The sequence below is a fragment of the Nocardiopsis sp. FIRDI 009 genome (assembly GCF_003386285.1).
In the GTDB taxonomy this organism is placed as follows: domain Bacteria; phylum Actinomycetota; class Actinomycetes; order Streptosporangiales; family Streptosporangiaceae; genus Nocardiopsis.
This window is the reverse complement of sequence record NZ_QPNC01000001.1, coordinates 276786-294003: the sequence shown is the minus strand read 5'-3', so window position 1 is coordinate 294003 and position 17218 is coordinate 276786. Positions and strand designations below refer to the sequence as shown.

The window sequence follows — 17218 nt, the reverse complement described above, 5'->3', positions numbered from 1 at the left end:
GTTACTCACTTCCCGCGCTGGCAGCAGCGAGCGCGTCGGCACCGCCGACAATCTCACTGATCTCGTTGGTGATCTCGGCCTGACGCGCCTGGTTGGCCAGCCGTGTCAGGTTCTTGGCGAGCTCCTCGGCGTTGTCGGTCGCGGCCTTCATGGCCGCGCGACGGGACGCCTGCTGGGACGCGGCGGACTCCAGGAGCGCGAAGTAGATCCTGTTGTTGACGTACTGCGGCAGCAGTCGGTCCAGGGCCTCCTCCGCGGACGGCTCGAACTCGTACAGGGACAGCGGCCCCTGCTCGGCCTCCAGCTCCTCCCGCGACACCGGCTCGACCTCCAGGGGGAGGGTCCGGACGGTGTGCGCCCTCTGGGTCAGCATGGAGACGAACTCCGTCGAGATCACGTGGATCTCGTCGACGCCGCCGTCGGCGGTGTCGGTGGTGAACCTCTCCAGCAGCGCGGAGCCGATCTCCTGGGCGTGCGCGTAGGTCGGACGCTCGGTGATGTTCTCCCACTTGGCCTCGATCGGGCGATCGCGGAAGTTGTAGAAGTTCACACCCTTGCGGCCCACCATGTAGGTCACGACCTCCTTGCCCTGCTCCTTGAGGAGCTGGGTCAGGGAGTCCGCCTCCTTGAGCACGTTCGCCGAGAAGGCGCCGGCCAGTCCCTTGTCGCTGGTGATGACGAGGACGGCCGCGCGGGTGGGCTTCTCCGACTCCGTCAGCAACGGGTGGTCGGTGACCCGGGCGGCCAGGGCCGACACGGCCCGCGTGATCTCCCGCGCGTAGGGTCCGGCAGCCTCCGCCGCACGCTGCGCCTTGGTGATGCGCGTCGTGGCGATGAGCTCCATCGCGCGGGTGATCTTCGCCGTCGACTTGGTCGAGCGAATCCTCCGGCGATAGACGCGAAGCTGTGCACCCATGGGTTACTTCCCGCCCTTGGCGACCTTGATGGTCTCCTGGCCGACCTTCTCCTCGTCCAGCGCCTCGGCGCCCAGCATCGTGCCGGCGGAGGTCTTGAAGCCCTGCTTGAACTTCTCGATGGCGCCTTCGAGGGCCTTCTTGTCCTCGTCCTCGAACTTGCCGCTGTCACGGATGCTGGCGAGGACGCCCGCGTGCTCGCGGTCGACGTAGGCCAGGAAGTCCTCCTCGAAGCGGCGCACGTCCTCGACCGGGACGTCGTCCAGCTTGCCGGTGGTACCGGCCCAGATGGACACGACCGTCTTCTCCATGGAGAACGGGGAGTACTGGCCCTGCTTGAGCAGCTCCATCATCCGGGCGCCGCGCTCCAGCTGCTGCTTGGAGACCGCGTCCAGGTCGGAGCCGAAGGCGGAGAACGCCTCCAGCTCGCGGTACTGCGCCAGGCTGAGCCGGAGCGTACCGGAGACGCTCTTGGTCGCCTTGGTCTGGGCCGCGCCACCGACACGGGAGACCGAGACACCGACGTTGATGGCCGGGCGCTGACCCTGGTTGAACAGGTCGCTCTCCAGGAAGACCTGGCCGTCGGTGATGGAGATGACGTTGGTGGGGATGTACGCCGAGACGTCGCCCGCCTTGGTCTCGATGATCGGCAGCGCGGTCATCGAGCCCTTGCCCATCTCGTCGGAGAGCTTGGCGCAGCGCTCCAGGAGACGGGAGTGCAGGTAGAAGACGTCACCCGGGTAGGCCTCACGGCCCGGCGGGCGGCGCAGCAGCAGGGACACGGCGCGGTAGGCCTCGGCCTGCTTGGTCAGGTCGTCGAAGACGATGAGGACGTGCTTGCCCTGGTACATCCAGTGCTGGCCGAGGGCCGAACCGGTGTAGGGGGCAAGGTACTTGAAGCCCGCGGGGTCGGAGGCCGGAGCGGCGACGATGGTGGTGTACTCCATCGCGCCGGCCTCCTCCAGGGCGCCGCGCACACCGGCGATCGTCGAGCCCTTCTGGCCGATCGCGACGTAGATGCAGCGCACCTGCTTGTCGGGGTCGCCCGACTCCCAGTTGGCCTTCTGGTTGATGATCGCGTCGATGCAGACCGCGGTCTTACCGGTCTGGCGGTCACCGATGACCAGCTGGCGCTGCCCGCGCCCGACGGGGGTCATGGTGTCGATCGCCTTGATACCGGTCTGGAGCGGCTCGTGGACCGGCTTGCGCTCCATCACCGTCGCGGCCTGGAGCTCCAGCTCACGCCGCTCGGTCGTCTCGATCTCGCCCTTGCCGTCGATGGGGGCGCCCAGGGGGTCCACCACGCGGCCAAGGAAGTTGTCACCCACCGGCACCGAGAGGACCTGGCCGGTGCGGCGCACCTTCTGGCCCTCCTCGATGTTGGTGAAGTCGCCCAGCACGACAGCACCGATCTCACCGATCTCCAGGTTCTGGGCCAGGCCCAGGGTGCCGTCCTCGAACTTCAGCAGCTCGTTCGCCATCGCCGAGGGAAGGCCACCGACGCGGGCGATGCCGTCACCGGAGTAGGTGACGGTTCCGACCTCTTCCGCGCGGGTGGCGTCAGGCTCGTACGACTGGACGAAGCGCTGCAGCGCGTCCCGGATCTCATCCGGCCGGATCGTCAGCTCCGCCATCTCTGCGTTGTCCTTGCTCTCAAATGGCGCCGGGCCGGCGCCGTGCGTGCTTGCCTTGCGTGTTCGCGTGTGTCAGCCAGCCAGACGGCGCTGGACCTCAGCGATGCGCCCGGCGATGGTGTCGTCGATGACCTCGTCACCCACCTGGATGGACAGTCCACCCAGGACCTCGGGGACGATCTCGATGTTCAGGTGGATGTCGCGGCCGTACTTCCGGGTGAGCACGGCCCGCAGGCGCTCCTGCTGGGCCTCGCTCAGGGCGTGCGCGGCGCGGACCACGGCGACGTAGCGCTGGGCCCGCTCGGCGACCAGCTGCCCGAAGTGTTCGAGCGCCTGCTCCAGAGTACGTCCCCTGGGACGGGTGACCGCCTCGCTGACCAGGACCAGCGTCGCGGAGTTCACCTTGCCCGAGAGCAGGTTCTCCACCAGCGAGCGCAGCTGCTCGACGGCCGCACCCTCGCGGGTGAGCGCCGCGCGCAGGTCCGGCTGGGCGACGACGATCCGCTGGAAGCGGAACAGCTCGTCCTCCAGCTCGTCCAGGCGCGTGCCCTCGACGGAGGCGACGGTGGCGTACACACCCATGCGCTCGATGGCCTCGACCATGTCGGCCGCGGAGGACCAGTCCTGCTGGACGACGTCGCCCACCACGATGAGCGTGGACGGCGACACCTTGTTCTCCAGCAGCTGCCCGGCCAGGGCGGTCTTGCTCTCGACCGGGTTGGACTGGTCCGCCAGCCAGCGGCGGAGCGAGTGCTCGCCGCTGAGCAGGGCGACGACCTCGAAGAGCTCGCCGCCGAGGGAGACCGCGTACTGACCGGCGTCGGCCGACGCCAGGACGTTCTCGTCCAGGCGCCGGGTCACCTCAGCCAGGGAGGTACGGCTGATACCACGCATCAGCGCACCTCGGCCTGCGTCGAGCCCTCGCTCCGCTCCAGCTCCTCCAGGAACCGGTCCACCACGCGCGAGCGCGCGGCGTCGTCGCCGAGGGTCTCACCGACGATGCGGGTCGCGAGTTCGGTCGACAGGGCGCCGATCTCACCCCGGAGCTGGACGAAGGCCTGCTGGCGGTCGGCCTCGATCTGGGCCTGGGCGGCCTCGATGATCCGCCGCGCCTCGACCTGGGCCTCCTCGCGAGCCTCGGCGATGATCGCCGCGCGCTGCTCCTTGGCCTTCTCCAGCTCCTGGGCGTACTCGCGGTGCGCCTCCTCGAGCTTCTCCTTGTACTGCTGGCGGATCTCGTCCGCCTCGGCCTCGGCCTTCTGAGCGCGAGCGATGCCACCCTCGATCTGGTCGGCACGCTCGTCAAGCGCCTTCGTCAGCCTGGGCCACATCTTGTAGACGACGGCCAGGATGACGAGGAAGGCGATGAGACCGAAGGTGAACTCGTCCCAGTGGATACGCAGGACGTTTTCTTGTTCAGCTGCCAAAATCACGGTTGGCATCCCCTTCGCGTTCGATGAACCGGTGACTAGGCCTGGGCGAACGCGAGAACGAAGCCGAGGATGGCGAGGGCCTCGATGACCGCGAAGCCGAAGATCATCTGGCCCTGGAGGACGCCGCGCGCCTCGGGCTGGCGGGCGATGGCCTGCACGCCGAGACCGAAGACGAGGCCGACGCCGATGCCGGGGCCGATGGCGGCGAGACCGTAACCGATGGTGTTGATGCTGCCGGTGATGTCCATGCTGATTTTCCCTTTACTTCTCGCCGGCGACCATGGTGCCGCCGGTGTGGGTGACGATTCGGACGGGGTTCTTGGGGTGCGCGGAGACACGGGCCGTGCGGCCGGACTCCTAGTGCGCGCCCTCCAGCGCCTCACCGATGTAGATGGAGGACAGGAGGACGAAGACGTAGGCCTGGACCGCCATGATGAACAGCTCGAAGGCCGTGAAGAGCAGGAAGCCGACCAGGGCGAGGCCGGAGTAGCCCACCGAGATGGCGCCGAAGATCGGGCCCATCGGGGAGGTGGGGTTGAACATGTAGAACCCGGCCGCCGCGAACAGCGCGAGCAGCAGGTGCCCGGCGAACATGGTCGCGAACAGACGGATCATGTGCGTGCCGGGGCGGATGACGAAGTTCGACAACGCCTCGATCGGTACGACGATCGGCAGGATCCACCCCGGGACACCGCTGGGAACCAGCCGGGCCTTGAAGTGGCCGCCGAACCCGTGGTGGCGGATGCCGATGACGTTCCACAGCAGGAAGACGATGATGGCCAGGACCGCGGGGAAGGCCAGGTTGGAGGTCACCGGCAGCTGGAGGCCGGGGATGAGACCCATGACGTTCATGCTGAAGATGAAGATGAACAGGGTCACCATCAGGGGGAGGTAGCGGTCCCCCTCCTTGCCGATGGCGGTCCGGGTGACCTGGTCGCGCAGGAAACCGACCAGCAGCTCGGCCATGCTCTGACCGCGGCTGGGGACGACCTTCGCGTTGCGCGTGGTGAAGTACCAGAAGGCGGCGGCGACCAGCAGGGCGACGACCGCGACCAGGTAGTACTTGTTCAGGCCGGAGGTTCCGGGAAGACCGAAGTCGACCCAGGGGGTGGGGAAGAAGAGGCTGACTCCGGGAGCCTCGAACCCACAGCCGAAGTCGTTGAAAATGTGGCAGCCTGGCTCGGACGCCGCGACGACGCTCACGTCAGCACCCACGGCGATCCCTTTCGTCGTGACGCAACTCAATCCTCAGGGTTGTGTTCGGTACGGTGCCGCGCCGAGCGCGGGCGGGCGCACCTCGATGTTCGGTCAGGACCGGACATGCTGGGCGTAGATGAGGTAGATCCCGCCGACCAGGCCGACGACCAGTCCGACGGGCAGGAACAGGGCGGAGAAGCCCAGTGCCCAGTCGGCGACCCAGCCCACGCCGCCCCAGAAGGCGAGGCCCCCCAGCAGATACGAGACGAGAGTCGTGCCGTTCGGGGTGGACGGTTCCCCGTCGTCCCCTTTTCGGTTCTCGTTCATCTCGCTCCGGAAGATAGCAGTAGGTCAGCGGGCTGCGCACACCACCCCGCCCGCGCGGGTTCACTGGTGTACCCCACTGTCCTCGGCGGTGGCCTCGTCCTGTTCCCCCTCGGGGACGATGGTCGGCTGCTTGCTCCGCTTGATGGCCACGGCCTGGGCCGCGAGCCACGCGATGACACAGGCGAGCGCCGTCCACCCGAAGACGGTCGTGTCCAGGGCCGTGGTGCCCCTGAACAGGAGGAGGATGGCCAGCAGGATACCGAGCTTGGTCGTGTAGACCAGGAACGCCACGGGGAGCAGCAGTTCCGGTCGCCGACCGCCGGTCCAGGAGATGACGAAGGCCGAGATGGCGAAGGCGCCGATGACCAGCGCCACGCCGAACAGCGCACCGAACAGGCCCTGGGTCCCGGCCAGAGCGACACCGACGATCAGCGCGACCACGCCGACGACGGCAGTCGGAAGCGCGGCGCCGCGGAGAATCCGGGCGTCGTGTTCCTGCATGACAAAGCTCCGTGGGGTTCAGTGGGATCCTGCTCGTGAAAGCTATCACAAGGTTTTTGGTGCCGAATCCCGGGGTTCCTTAACGCACCCTTAACGCCGTACGAAGGCCCTTGTACGGGCGCTTTCCGGGACTGATGTCACCTTCACCACACCAGACCCCACATCCGACATCGCAGGTCACAGACACCGCGCTTGGGGAAGGCCGATCCGACGCGTGACCGTTCCTTCATTCATCGGATATCGGATGGTGATTCTTCGTCGCCGCGACCCTCCGTCGGCCGCCCCACGGAAGCAGACCGCGGCGGCGCAGTCGCGGCAGCGCGATGAGTCCGACCGCGCAGGTGGCGACGAGGGCGGTCACCGACAGGACGATCGCGGGTGAGTCGAAGATGGACAGCGACACCGAGGCGAAGGCGACGATTCCGGCCCACAGGTACATCAGGAGCACCGCGCGCACATGGCTGTGCCCCATGTCCAGCAGACGGTGGTGCAGGTGGCCGCGGTCGGGGGCGAACGGCGACTTGCCCGCCAGGGTGCGCCGCAGCACCGCCAGCACCAGGTCGGCCAGGGGCAGGGCGATGACCAGCAGCGGGAGCAGGATGGGCAGGAAGACCACCAGGCCCGAGGAGTTGAACTCCTCCCGGGCGGTGTTGGCGTCGAACTGGCCGGTCACCGTGATGGTGATCGACGTGAGCAGCAGCCCGAGCAGCATCGAGCCGGTGTCGCCCATGAACACCCGGGCCGGGTGGAAGTTGTGGAAGAGGAAGCCCACACACGTGCCCGCCAGGATGATCGCGATCATCGCCGGGTAGGACTGGCGGACGAAGCCCTGGTCCACCGCGACCACGTAGTAGTAGGCGAAGAAGGCCAGGGACGAGATACCGACGATCCCCGCCGCCAGCCCGTCCAGTCCGTCGGCGAAGTTCACCGCGTTGATGGTCACCACGATGAGCAGGACCGAGATCATCGCGCCCAGCCACGGCCCCAGGGACAGCTGGGTCCCGGGCAACGGCAGCCACAGAAGCTGCACCCCCTGCGACACGAGGATCCCGGCGGCGGCGACCTGTCCCGCCAGCTTGCTGAGCGCGTCCATGCCCCAGCGGTCGTCGATGATCCCGATGATCGTGATCAGCCCGCCCGCCAGCAGCAGCCCGCGCCAGGTGTGGGCGACGAAGACGTTCTGCAGGTGCGGCAGCTGCGCGGAGATCAGCAGCGCCGCGGCGAAACCGCCGTAGATGGCGATCCCGCCGAGGCGCGGGATGGGTTCGGTGTGCACGTCGCGGTCGCGGACCGGTGGCGTGGCCCCGAACCAGATCGCGCCGCGCCGCACCAACGGGACGAGGAGGTAGGTCACCGCGGCGGCGATGACGAAGGTGAGTGCGTACTCCCGCACGTCCGGACCCCTCTAGCTCTCGGAGCGGTCGCCGTCCGCGGTCCGGCCGCCCTCCGCGGCCGCGTCGGAGCCGGTGGGTCCGGAGTCCGCCGGGGTCTGGGCCGCCTCGGCGGCGGGGGCCTTCGTCTCCTCGGAGGTCGTGGGGGCCTCGGCCGTCTCGGAGGTCTTCTCCTCCTCGTCCTTCTTCGGCTTGGTCCGCCCCTTGCGCAGCTCACCGATGACGGTGCCGCACACTCCGCGTAGCTGTTCGATGGTGATGGAGCCGGAGCGCAGCACGCGCGGGACCGCGTAGGTGAGGTCGACGATCGTGGAGGCGACCGGCGACTCGCTCACGCCGCCGTCGAGGTAGACCGCGATGTCCTCCTCACCGAGCTGCTCGATCGCCTCCTCCACCCGGGAGGCGGCGGGCTGGCCGGACTTGTTGGCACTGCTCACGGCCATCGGCCCGACCTCCTTGAGCAGCTCCAGGGCGACCGGGTCCATGGGCATGCGGATGGCCACGGTGCCCTTGGTGTCGCCCAGGTCCCAGTTCAGGCTGGGGGTCGCGGTGCACACGAGGGTCAGCGGGCCGGGCCAGAACTCCTCCATCAGGTCCCGGCCGTGGTTGCCGAAGTCCTCCACCAGCGCCGTGGCCGCGCGCATCGAACCGACCAGCACGGGCGGCGGCATGTCACGGCCGCGCCCCTTGGTGGCGAGCAGGCCCGCGACCGCCGTCGGGCTGAAGGCATCGGTACCGATGCCGTACACGGTGTCGGTCGGCAGGACGACGAGCTCGCCTCGGCGTACCGCGGACGCGGCGTCGGCGATGCCGTCCTTGCGGGCGGCCTCGTCCGAGCAGTCGTAGATGCGGCTCACCAGCGTTCACCTCATTCTCAAGCGGGTCGGATGGGGGCGGAGGTCTCGTTCGGTCGACGCCGGGCGTCCGCGGGACGGGGCAGGCCACGAGCGAGGAACGAGCGACGGGCGCGACCGGGGGTGAGGACACCTGGCCCCTCGGGCGCCCGAACACGGTCCGAAGCCGAGCGGAGGACCGGAGCACACACAGCCTAGCCGTCCTCGTCGGCGCGGCGCATGACCACGAAGCGGTCGCGCCTGGCCATGTCCTTGCGGTTGAGGACGTCGCGCCATCCCTTGTCCTCGGGGAACAGCCACGGGATGTCGATGCCCTGGCCGTCGTGGTGCTCGACGGCCATCGCGCCGCCGGGACGCAGCAGGCGGCGGCCGACCGCCTCCAGGTCGCGGATCATGTCGAGACCGTCCTCGCCGGACCACAGGGCCGGGGCCGGGTCGTAGTCGCGCACCTCGGGCGGGATGCCGTCCGCCTCCCGGGTGGGCACGTACGGCGGGTTGCTGATGAGCAGGTCGACACGGCCGTTGAGCTCGGTCAGGGCGGTGCGCATGTCGCCGAAGTGGGAGGTGACCCGGTCGGCGTGGCCGCTGGCGTCGATGTTGCGGCGGGCCCAGTCCAGGGCGACGGGGTCGATCTCGACCGTGTGCACGCGCGAGCGCGGGACCTCCTGGGCGATGGAGATCGCGATCGCGCCGGAGCCGGTGCCCAGGTCGACGACGAGCGGGTCGGCGACGTCCATGGCGCGCAGCGTGTCGATGGCCCAGTCGACCATGATCTCGGTCTCCGGACGGGGGACGAACACCCCCGGTCCCACCTGGAGTTCCAGGTAGCGGAAGTAGGCGCGGCCGGTGATGTGCTGGAGCGGCTCGCGGGCCTCGCGGCGGGCGACGCACTCCCAGTACCGGGCGTCGAAGTCGGCGTCGCGCACCGTGTGCAGTTCCCCTCGACGGACACCGTGGACGAACGCCGCGAGCTCCTCGGCGTCCGTGCGAGGCGATGCCACACCCGCCTCCGCGAGCCTCAGTGTCGCGCGGGCGACCTCGTCGAGCAGGAAGTTCATGATGACTGGGCCGCTTCGAGCCTTTCCTTGGTGTCGGCGTCCACCAGGGCCCTGATGACCCCGTCCAGCTCCCCGTCGAGGACCTGGTCGAGGTTGTAGGCCTTGTAGCCGACGCGGTGGTCGGAGATGCGGTTCTCCGGGAAGTTGTAGGTGCGCACGCGCTCGGACCGGTCGACGGTGCGGACCTGGCTCTTGCGCTCGGCGGCGGCCTCGGCGTCCGCGCTGGCCTGGGCCTCGGCGTAGAGGCGGGCGCGCAGGATGCGCATGGCCTGCTCCTTGTTCTGGAGCTGGCTCTTCTCGTTCTGGCAGGAGGCCACGATGCCGGTCGGGATGTGGGTGATGCGGACCGCGGAGTCGGTGGTGTTGACGCTCTGGCCGCCGGGCCCGGAGGAGCGGTAGACGTCGATCCGCAGGTCCTTGTCCTGGATGTCGACCTCGATCTCCTCGGCCTCGGGGACGACGAGCACACCGGCCGCGGAGGTGTGGATGCGGCCCTGGGACTCGGTGACCGGCACGCGCTGGACGCGGTGCACGCCGCCCTCGAACTTGAGCATCGGCCACACGCCCGTGCCGGGCTCGGGGGTGCCCTTGTTCTTGAAGGCGATCGTGATGTCCTTGTACCCGCCCAGGTCGGAGTGGGTGGCGTCGATGATCTCGGTCTTCCACCCCTGGCGCTCGGCGTAGCGCAGGTACATGCGGACGAGGTCGCCGGCGAACAGCGCGGACTCCTCGCCGCCCTCGCCCGCCTTGACCTCCATGATGAGGTTCTTGTCGTCGGCGGCGTCGCGCGGGATGAGCAGGTAGCGCAGCCGCTCGGTGAGGTCCTCGGCCTCCTGGGTCAGCCGGTCGGCCTCCTCGGCGAAGGACGGGTCCTCGGCGGCGAGCTCGCGCGCGGCCTCGATGTCGCTCTCGATCCCCTTGAGCGCCCGGTAGGCCTCGATGATGGGGGTGAGCTGCGAGTATCGCTTGCCCAGGGTGCGCGCCTGATTCTGGTCAGCGTGCACCTCGGGGTCCGCGAGCTGCTGTTCCAGCTCGTAGTACTCCCCCAGAAGATCGTCCAGCTTCACTTCCGCCACGTCCCCGTCTTGTTTCGTTCGCCTCGCCTCACCGCTCCCCGTTCGGGGATGGACCCGTCCCGTGGCGCCGACCGCGCGGGGCGGCGCCACGGGAGCGCGGGCGGCGCTACTTGCGCTTGCCGAAGCGCTTCTCGAAGCGGGCGACCCGGCCACCGGTGTCCAGAATCTTCTGCTTACCGGTGTAGAACGGGTGGCACTCGGAGCACACGTCGGCGCGCAGCTTGCCCTCGGTGATGGTGCTACGGGTGATGAAGTGCGCCCCACAGGTGCAGGTCACCTCAGTCGGCACGTATTCGGGGTGGATGTCGGCCTTCATGTGTGTCTCCTCGTTAGGGCGACCGCCGGACGCATGCCAGGCGCACCACCCGCGGGGGTGGCGCGTTCGTCGTGGGCCATGCGCGAACCGGTGCCGCGTAGATCCAGGTGGTCGGGTGGCGGGCCCCTCGCGGAGGGGCGGGCCGGTCCCGGTTACCAGTCTGCCAGACCCTCAACGCTCCCGGGACCAGTGTCCATTCCCTCCCTCGGGGACGCGGAGGACTCCGACCCACGGCGAACGGCCCCCTCCCGCCGGGCGGGTGGGGGCCGTCACGCGCGGACGCCGCGTCTAGCGTTCGGGGCCGACGGTGGTCTGCTGCACCTGCATCAGGAACTCGGCATTGCTCTTGGACTCGCGCATCTTCTCCAGCAGCAGCTCGATGGCCTGCTGGGTGTCGAGCGCGTGCAGCACCCGGCGGAGCTTCCAGACGACGTTCAGCTCCTCGCGCGACATCAGGATCTCCTCCTTGCGGGTGCTGGAGGCGTCGACGTCGACGGCCGGGAAGATCCGCTTGTCGGCCAGACCCCGGTTGAGCTTGAGCTCCATGTTGCCGGTGCCCTTGAACTCCTCGAAGATCACCTCGTCGGCGCGCGAGCCGGTCTCCACCAGCGCGGTCGCCAGGATGGTGAGCGATCCGCCGCCCTCGATGTTGCGGGCGGCGCCGAAGAAGCGCTTGGGCGGGTACAGCGCCGTGGAGTCCACACCACCGGACATGATGCGCCCGCTGGCCGGGGCGGCCAGGTTGTAGGCGCGGCCCAGACGGGTGATGGAGTCCAGCAGGACGACGACGTCCATGCCCATCTCCACGAGCCGCTTGGCCCGCTCGATGGCCAGGTCGGCGACGACCGTGTGGTCCTCGGCCGGGCGGTCGAAGGTCGAGTGGATGACCTCGCCCTTGACCGTGCGCTGCATGTCGGTGACTTCCTCGGGCCGCTCGTCGACCAGGATCACCATGAGGTAGCACTCGGGGTTGTTCTCGGTGATGGCGTTGGCGATCGCCTGCATCACCATCGTCTTACCGGCCTTGGGCGGCGAGACGATCAGGCCGCGCTGCCCCTTGCCGATGGGCGCGACGAGGTCGATGATGCGCGTGGTGAGAACGTTCGGCTCGGTCTCCAGGCGCAGCCGCTCCTGCGGGTAGAGCGGGACGAGCTTGGAGAACTCCTGCCGCCCCTTGGCCTGGTCGGGGGACATCCCGTTGACCGAGTCCAGGCGCACCAGGGCGTTGAACTTCTCCCGGCGCTCGCCCTCGCGCGGCTGGCGGACCGCACCGATGATGTGGTCGCCCTTGCGCAGGCCGTGCTTGCGCACCTGGGCGAGGGAGACGTAGACGTCGCTCTGCCCGGGCAGGTAGCCGGTGGTCCGGACGAACGCGTAGTTGTCCAGGATGTCGAGGATGCCCGCGACCGGCAGCAGGACGTCGTCGTCGCCGATCACCGGCTCCTGGTCCTGGCCGCCGCCGCGTCCGCGGCGGTCCCGGCGGTCCCGGCGGCGGCCCCGCCTGCGGCCGCCACCGCCGCCGAAGTCGTCGTCGTCACCGCCGCCGCGGCCCTGGTTCTGGCCGCCACCGCCCTGCTGGGCGCCGGTGTTGCTCTGGTCGTCACCGCCGCGGTTGCGGTTGCGGCGGTTGCGCTGGCGCTCACGACCCTGCCCGGACCTCGGCTCACGGTCCTCGGAGGTGTCGGGGCCGTTCTTCTGGGGGGTGCTGGATGTCTTGGTCACGCTGCTCGCGGAGGTTGTGGAGTCGGTGCCGTCCGCCGATCGGGGCTGTTCACCGGACTCGTCTCCGCGCCTGCGGGACGAACGGCGGCTGCGGGACGGCTTGTCGCCCCGCCCACCCTGAGATTCGGCCACGGCCTGGCCCGACGGCCGCTCACCCGCACCCGTCCGTGCGGTGTCGCCGTTGTCCGACGTCGCGGAGGTCGTGGTCTTGGCTTGGCCGTCGGTTGACTCGACCTTACCGGCCTCGGGCTCCGCATCGGCCTTCTTCGCGGATTTGGCCTTCGGCGGCGCGGCGACGGGGCCGCCCTGCTTGGCCTCGATCGCGGCGATGACGTCGCTCTTACGCATGCGCCCCGCACCGGTGATGCCCATGCTCGACGCGAGCTTCTGCAGCTCGGGGAGCTTCTGGGCGGCGAGCCCGGTCCCGCGCGTGGCCGCTCGGGACCGCGACGACGCCGACGCTCCCGATGACGCGGTGTCGCCGGCCTCCGCTCCGGAGGCGCCGGTGGTGGCTTTGCTGTCGACCGCCGCGTCCGTGTGGAGTTCGGTGGTGTCGCTCACTAAGGGTCCTTCCCAAGGAGCGGGCCTCGGCCGTCAGCGGGTGCTTGAGCGGCCGGCCCGGTGGTGCTATCCGGCAGGGGCCGGGTAGGGCTTGCCCCACGTGGATGCTGGAAACCGGCGGATGACGGTCCCCTACCCAATCGCGGCGGGCTCTGGGTACAGCCAGACGTCGGGGCGGATGGCTCGGTGGTGATGCCCGTCAACCGTGGTGACACGCTCATCCGAAGAGGAGGTGCTGACTTTGGTGACGTAGGCACAGTCGCGGGGAAACCGCTGACTCGACACAGTGACCGCCGCCTCCGAACGGTCATCAGACCAGACCGTCGGAGTATGGGTCGCGGAAGCCGCTGTGGCGGATGAGCACTCGCCCCGCAACGGGGCATCTGGTGCTTCACCTAGCCTAACATCACCAGAGGCCACGGCTATTCCTCAACACAGGTGCTACGGATGGGGAGATGGGGTCCGCACCCCCGCCGGCTCGACGCGCAGGGGGCGTATGTCCCAATCATTACCCGCCCGCCGAGCGATCAAATCAATCTGGTGGGCGATTTCCGGCGAATCCGCGCCCGCCTCGCCCTCCGACACGGCGCACAGGACGAGCACCGTCGGCCCCGCACCGGAGACCACCGCGGGCAGCCCGTCGCGTTCGCGCAGGTCACGAATGAGTTCGAGGGTGCGCGGCATGGCCGGTTCCCGGTAGGACTCGTGTAGCCGATCCTCGGTGGCCGCGTACAGAACCTCGGGGTGGCCACAAACGGCCGCCGTCATGAGCGCGGAACGCCCCGCGTTGAAGGACGCGTCGGCGTGCGTGACCCGCTCGGGGAGCAGGCCGCGCGCGCGTTCGGTGGACAGCCGCCACGAGGGGACGCACAGGACGGGCAGGATCCGGGCGTCCGGAGCGAGCGAGACCGCCCCCCAGCCCTCCGCGTCCCGGTAGGCGACGGTGTAGCCGCCGTACACGCAGGGGGCCACGTTGTCCGGGTGGCCCTCGATGTCGGCGGCGATCCGGTAGATCCAGTCCCGGTCCGGGCCCCCGTCCGGACCGGTCCGGCCCAACAGGGCGGCCGCCGCGGCGACACCGCCGACGATCGCCGAGGAGGAGGAGCCGAGCCCGCGCGCGTGCGGGACGTTGTTGACGCAGGTCAGGTCGATCCCGGGCAGTTTCTCCCCGACCCTGTCGAAGGTCTCGCGCATGGCGCGCACCACCAGGTGGCGCTCGTCGAGGGGAACCTCCCCCGCGCCCTCGCCGGTGACCTCGACATTGATCCGGTCGTCGTCGCGCGGGGCGGCGTCGAACCGGTTGTACAGCTGCACGGCGAGGCCGAGGGCGTCGAAGCCCGGGCCGAGGTTGGCGCTGGTGGCCGGGGCGTGGACGGTCACCCGTGCGGGGCGCGGTGGGGTCATCGTGGTTCCGTGGTTCCTTCTGCGGGGATTCCCCGGGGCCGTCAGACGAGTCCGAGGGCCTCGGCTGCGGCTCGGGCGTCCACCGGGACGGTCGTGGCGGAGGAGGCTCCGGCCAGGGCCCAGTCGGGGTCCTTGAGGCCGTTACCGGTGACGGTGCACACCACCCGGCTGCCGCCGGGGACCCGCCCGGCCTGGGCTGCCTTGAGCAGACCGGCGACGCTGGCGGCGGAGGCGAGTTCGACGAACACGCCCTCCTCGGCGGCGAGGAGCTTGTAGGCGGCCATGATCTCGCGGTCGGTCACCTTGTCGATGAGGCCGCCGGACTCGTCCCGGGCCTGTTCGGCGAGTTTCCAGGAGGCGGGGTTGCCGATGCGGATCGCGGTGGCGATGGTGCTCGGGCTGGTGACGGGCGCGCCGTCGACGATCGGGGCGGAGCCGCTGGCCTGGAAACCGAACATGCGCGGACGTCGGGTGGCGACACCGTCCTCGGCGTACTCGGTGTAGCCCATCCAGTAGGCGCTGATGTTGCCCGCGTTGCCCACCGGGATGCAGTGGACGTCGGGCGCGTCGCCGAGGGCGTCGACGATCTCGAAGGCGGCGGTCTTCTGCCCTTGGAGGCGGTAGGGGTTGACCGAGTTCACCAGGGCGACCGGGTAGTCGACGCTGAGCTTGCGCGCCAGTTCGAGGCAGTCGTCGAAGTTGCCGTCCACCTGGAGCAGGCGGGCGCCGTGGACCAGGGCCTGGGCGAGCTTGCCCATGGCGATCTTGCCCTGCGGCACCAGCACAGCGCAGGTCATGCCCGCGCGGATGGCGTAGGCGGCGGCGCTGGCGCTGGTGTTGCCGGTGGAGGCGCAGATCACGGCCTTGGCGCCCTCCTCGGCGGCCTTGGTGATGGCCATGGTCATGCCGCGGTCCTTGAAGGAACCGGTGGGGTTGAGGCCCTCGACCTTGAGGTGGACGTCGCAACCCGTCAGCTCGGACACCCGCGTGGCCGGGAGCAGGGGCGTGCCGCCCTCCTGAAGGGTGACGACGGGGGTGTTCTCGTTGACGGGGAGGCGGTCGCGGTACTCCTCGACGACCCCTCGCCACGCCCGTGCCATGCTCACGACTGTTCCCTTTCGGGTGGATGCGGCTTCGCTTGACGCGCAGATGGACTCGGCGGGGCGATCGCCGTCGCGGGATCGCCGTCACCAGCTACGAGTCTATGACGCCGCCCGAACTATCTCGAATCGCGGTCGGATGTCTCACCATCCGGACAGGCGGGTACGGCTCACCGGCCCCGGGGCGGCCGCCCCGGGGCCATGTCTCTTCGGGCTTCCGCTGTGCTTCAGCCCGTGTTCGGGCGCCCCGAAGGCAGGGATGCCTCATCCTCGTCTTCGCCTATCGCTCGTTCCTCGCCACGCGGCTCGACTCGTCGTGCAGCACCCTGCCCGCGCCCGAACGGCAACCCCCTGGGGTGACCGCACCCAGGACGGGCGCGGTCAGTCGGCGAAGGTCTCCACGCGCATCACACTGGCCACCTCGCGTACCAGCTCGTGGCCGCGCAGGCGCTCCACGGTGCTGCTGAGCGCGGCGTCCGGGGCCGGGTGGCTGACCAGGACCAGCTGGGCGTCCTCGCCGCTGCCCTCCTGACGCACGTTCTTGATCGAGACCCCGTGGTCGGCGAAGACCTCGGCGACCTTGGACAGGACACCCGGTCGGTCCGCGACGTCCAGGGAGACGTGGTAGCTGGTGATCGTGTGGCCCATGTCATGCACGGGAAGCCCGGTGTCGTGCGCTCCCTCGGCCACGTGGGTGTGGGCGAGCCGGTTGCGCGCCACGGCCACCATGTCACCGAGCACGGCGCTGGCGGTGGGCGTGCCACCGGCCCCCGCACCGTAGAACATGAGCCTTCCGGCGGACTCGGCCTCGACGAACACCGCGTTGTAGGCCTCCTTGACACTGGCCAGCGGGTGCTCGACCGGGAGCATCACCGGGTGGACGCGCACGCCCACGGACTCCCCGTCCTCCGAACGCTGGCAGATCGCCAGGAGTTTGACGACGCAGCCCATGGCGCGCGCGCTGGCGATGTCGGCGGCCGACACCGACGTGATGCCCTCGCGGTGGACGTCGGCGGCGGTGACGCGCTGGGTGTGGAAGGCCAGACGGGCGAGGATGGCGGCCTTGGCGGCGGCGTCGAAGCCCTCGACGTCGGCGGTCGGGTCGGCCTCGGCGTACCCCAGGGCCTGGGCCTCCTCCAGCGACTCGGTGAACCCGGCGCCCAGGGAGTCCATCCGGTCGAGGATGTAGTTCGTCGTACCGTTGACGATGCCGAGCACCCGGTTGACCCGGTCCCCCGCCAGGGAGTCGCGCAGCGGACGCAGCAGCGGGATCGCGCCGGCCACGGCGGCCTCGTAGTACAGGTCCACCCCCGCGTCACGGGCGGCCGTGTGCAGCGTCTGACCGTCCTCGGCCAGCAGCGCCTTGTTCGCGGTCACCACGGACTTGCCCGCCTTGATCGCGGCGAGGATGAGCGAGCGCGCCGGTTCGATCCCGCCGATCACCTCCACGACGAGGTCGATGTCGGGCCGGGTGACCAGGGCCGTGGCGTCGGTGGTCAGCAGTGCCGGATCGACACCCCGGTCCCGGTCCAGACGCCGGACCGCGATGCCTCCGACCTCGATCGGCGTGCCCACACGCGCGGCCAGCTCGTCGGACTGCTCCTCGATCAGGCGGACGACTTCCGCGCCCACAACGCCGCATCCGAGCAGCGCCACCTTCATCGCCATTTGGGCGTGACTCCCACTTCTCTCGTGTCCTACCGTCGCGCGGCCGCGCCGCGTCGGCGGCC

Annotated in this window: 17 protein-coding genes; all 17 read right to left on the bottom strand. The window is 69.7% G+C overall.

Translation table 11 applies throughout. The annotated features are described in order from the left end of the window. Position 1: 1 nt before the first annotated feature. On the bottom strand, positions 2-916 hold the full coding sequence (locus tag DVR05_RS01260; RefSeq protein ID WP_116243903.1) for a F0F1 ATP synthase subunit gamma: 915 nt from the start codon (positions 914-916) through the stop codon (positions 2-4). A 3-nt stretch (positions 917-919) separates the two neighbouring features. Further along, positions 920-2548, bottom strand: a complete 1629-nt coding sequence (atpA, locus tag DVR05_RS01255; RefSeq protein WP_116243902.1) for a F0F1 ATP synthase subunit alpha — start codon at positions 2546-2548, stop codon at positions 920-922. A gap of 72 nt (positions 2549-2620) precedes the next feature. Next, positions 2621-3442 carry a F0F1 ATP synthase subunit delta gene (locus DVR05_RS01250; RefSeq protein WP_116243901.1) on the bottom strand — a complete coding sequence of 274 codons (822 nt, stop codon included), beginning with the start codon at positions 3440-3442 and terminating at the stop codon, positions 2621-2623. Further along, the gene (gene atpF / locus DVR05_RS01245; protein WP_116243900.1) at positions 3442-3990 is read right to left on the bottom strand and encodes a F0F1 ATP synthase subunit B; all 549 of its coding nucleotides are present in this window, start codon (positions 3988-3990) and stop codon (positions 3442-3444) included. The genes DVR05_RS01250 and atpF overlap by 1 nt, the downstream gene beginning before the upstream one ends. A 26-nt stretch (positions 3991-4016) precedes the next feature. Beyond that, complete coding sequence (gene atpE / locus DVR05_RS01240) at positions 4017-4229, bottom strand: ATP synthase F0 subunit C (RefSeq protein ID WP_116243899.1); 213 nt, start codon at positions 4227-4229, stop codon at positions 4017-4019. 109 nt (positions 4230-4338) lie between these two features. Beyond that, on the bottom strand, positions 4339-5196 hold the full coding sequence (gene atpB, locus DVR05_RS01235; protein ID WP_116243898.1) for a F0F1 ATP synthase subunit A: 858 nt from the start codon (positions 5194-5196) through the stop codon (positions 4339-4341). 93 nt (positions 5197-5289) lie between these two features. Beyond that, entirely contained in the window at positions 5290-5505 is a 216-nt protein-coding gene (locus tag DVR05_RS01230; protein ID WP_116243897.1) for a hypothetical protein, read from the bottom strand. 60 nt (positions 5506-5565) lie between these two features. Continuing rightward, positions 5566-6006 (bottom strand): hypothetical protein, encoded by a 441-nt coding sequence (locus DVR05_RS01225; protein ID WP_116243896.1) that lies wholly within the window; start codon positions 6004-6006, stop codon positions 5566-5568. 226 nt (positions 6007-6232) lie between these two features. Next, a complete protein-coding gene (locus DVR05_RS01220; protein ID WP_116243895.1) occupies positions 6233-7399 on the bottom strand; it encodes an MraY family glycosyltransferase in 1167 nt (388 codons plus the stop codon). A 12-nt stretch (positions 7400-7411) separates the two neighbouring features. Continuing rightward, on the bottom strand, positions 7412-8254 hold the full coding sequence (locus DVR05_RS01215) for an L-threonylcarbamoyladenylate synthase (protein ID WP_116243894.1): 843 nt from the start codon (positions 8252-8254) through the stop codon (positions 7412-7414). Positions 8255-8445: 191 nt separating this feature from the next. Next, on the bottom strand, positions 8446-9309 hold the full coding sequence (prmC, locus tag DVR05_RS01210; RefSeq protein ID WP_116243893.1) for a peptide chain release factor N(5)-glutamine methyltransferase: 864 nt from the start codon (positions 9307-9309) through the stop codon (positions 8446-8448). Beyond that, positions 9306-10376, bottom strand: a complete 1071-nt coding sequence (prfA, locus tag DVR05_RS01205; RefSeq protein ID WP_116243892.1) for a peptide chain release factor 1 — start codon at positions 10374-10376, stop codon at positions 9306-9308. The genes prmC and prfA overlap by 4 nt, the downstream gene beginning before the upstream one ends. 115 nt (positions 10377-10491) lie before the next feature. Next, on the bottom strand, positions 10492-10701 hold the full coding sequence (gene rpmE, locus DVR05_RS01200; protein WP_116243891.1) for a 50S ribosomal protein L31: 210 nt from the start codon (positions 10699-10701) through the stop codon (positions 10492-10494). Between the two features lie 288 nt (positions 10702-10989). Beyond that, positions 10990-12984 carry a transcription termination factor Rho gene (gene rho, locus DVR05_RS01195; RefSeq protein ID WP_116243890.1) on the bottom strand — a complete coding sequence of 665 codons (1995 nt, stop codon included), beginning with the start codon at positions 12982-12984 and terminating at the stop codon, positions 10990-10992. 441 nt (positions 12985-13425) lie between these two features. Then, positions 13426-14388: a homoserine kinase gene (gene thrB, locus DVR05_RS01190; RefSeq protein ID WP_116243889.1), complete on the bottom strand. Its 963-nt coding sequence runs from the start codon at positions 14386-14388 to the stop codon at positions 13426-13428. A gap of 41 nt (positions 14389-14429) precedes the next feature. Continuing rightward, complete coding sequence (gene thrC, locus DVR05_RS01185; RefSeq protein WP_198658986.1) at positions 14430-15488, bottom strand: threonine synthase; 1059 nt, start codon at positions 15486-15488, stop codon at positions 14430-14432. 381 nt (positions 15489-15869) lie between these two features. Beyond that, positions 15870-17156 (bottom strand): homoserine dehydrogenase, encoded by a 1287-nt coding sequence (locus DVR05_RS01180; RefSeq protein ID WP_116243887.1) that lies wholly within the window; start codon positions 17154-17156, stop codon positions 15870-15872. Positions 17157-17218: the final 62 nt, after the last annotated feature.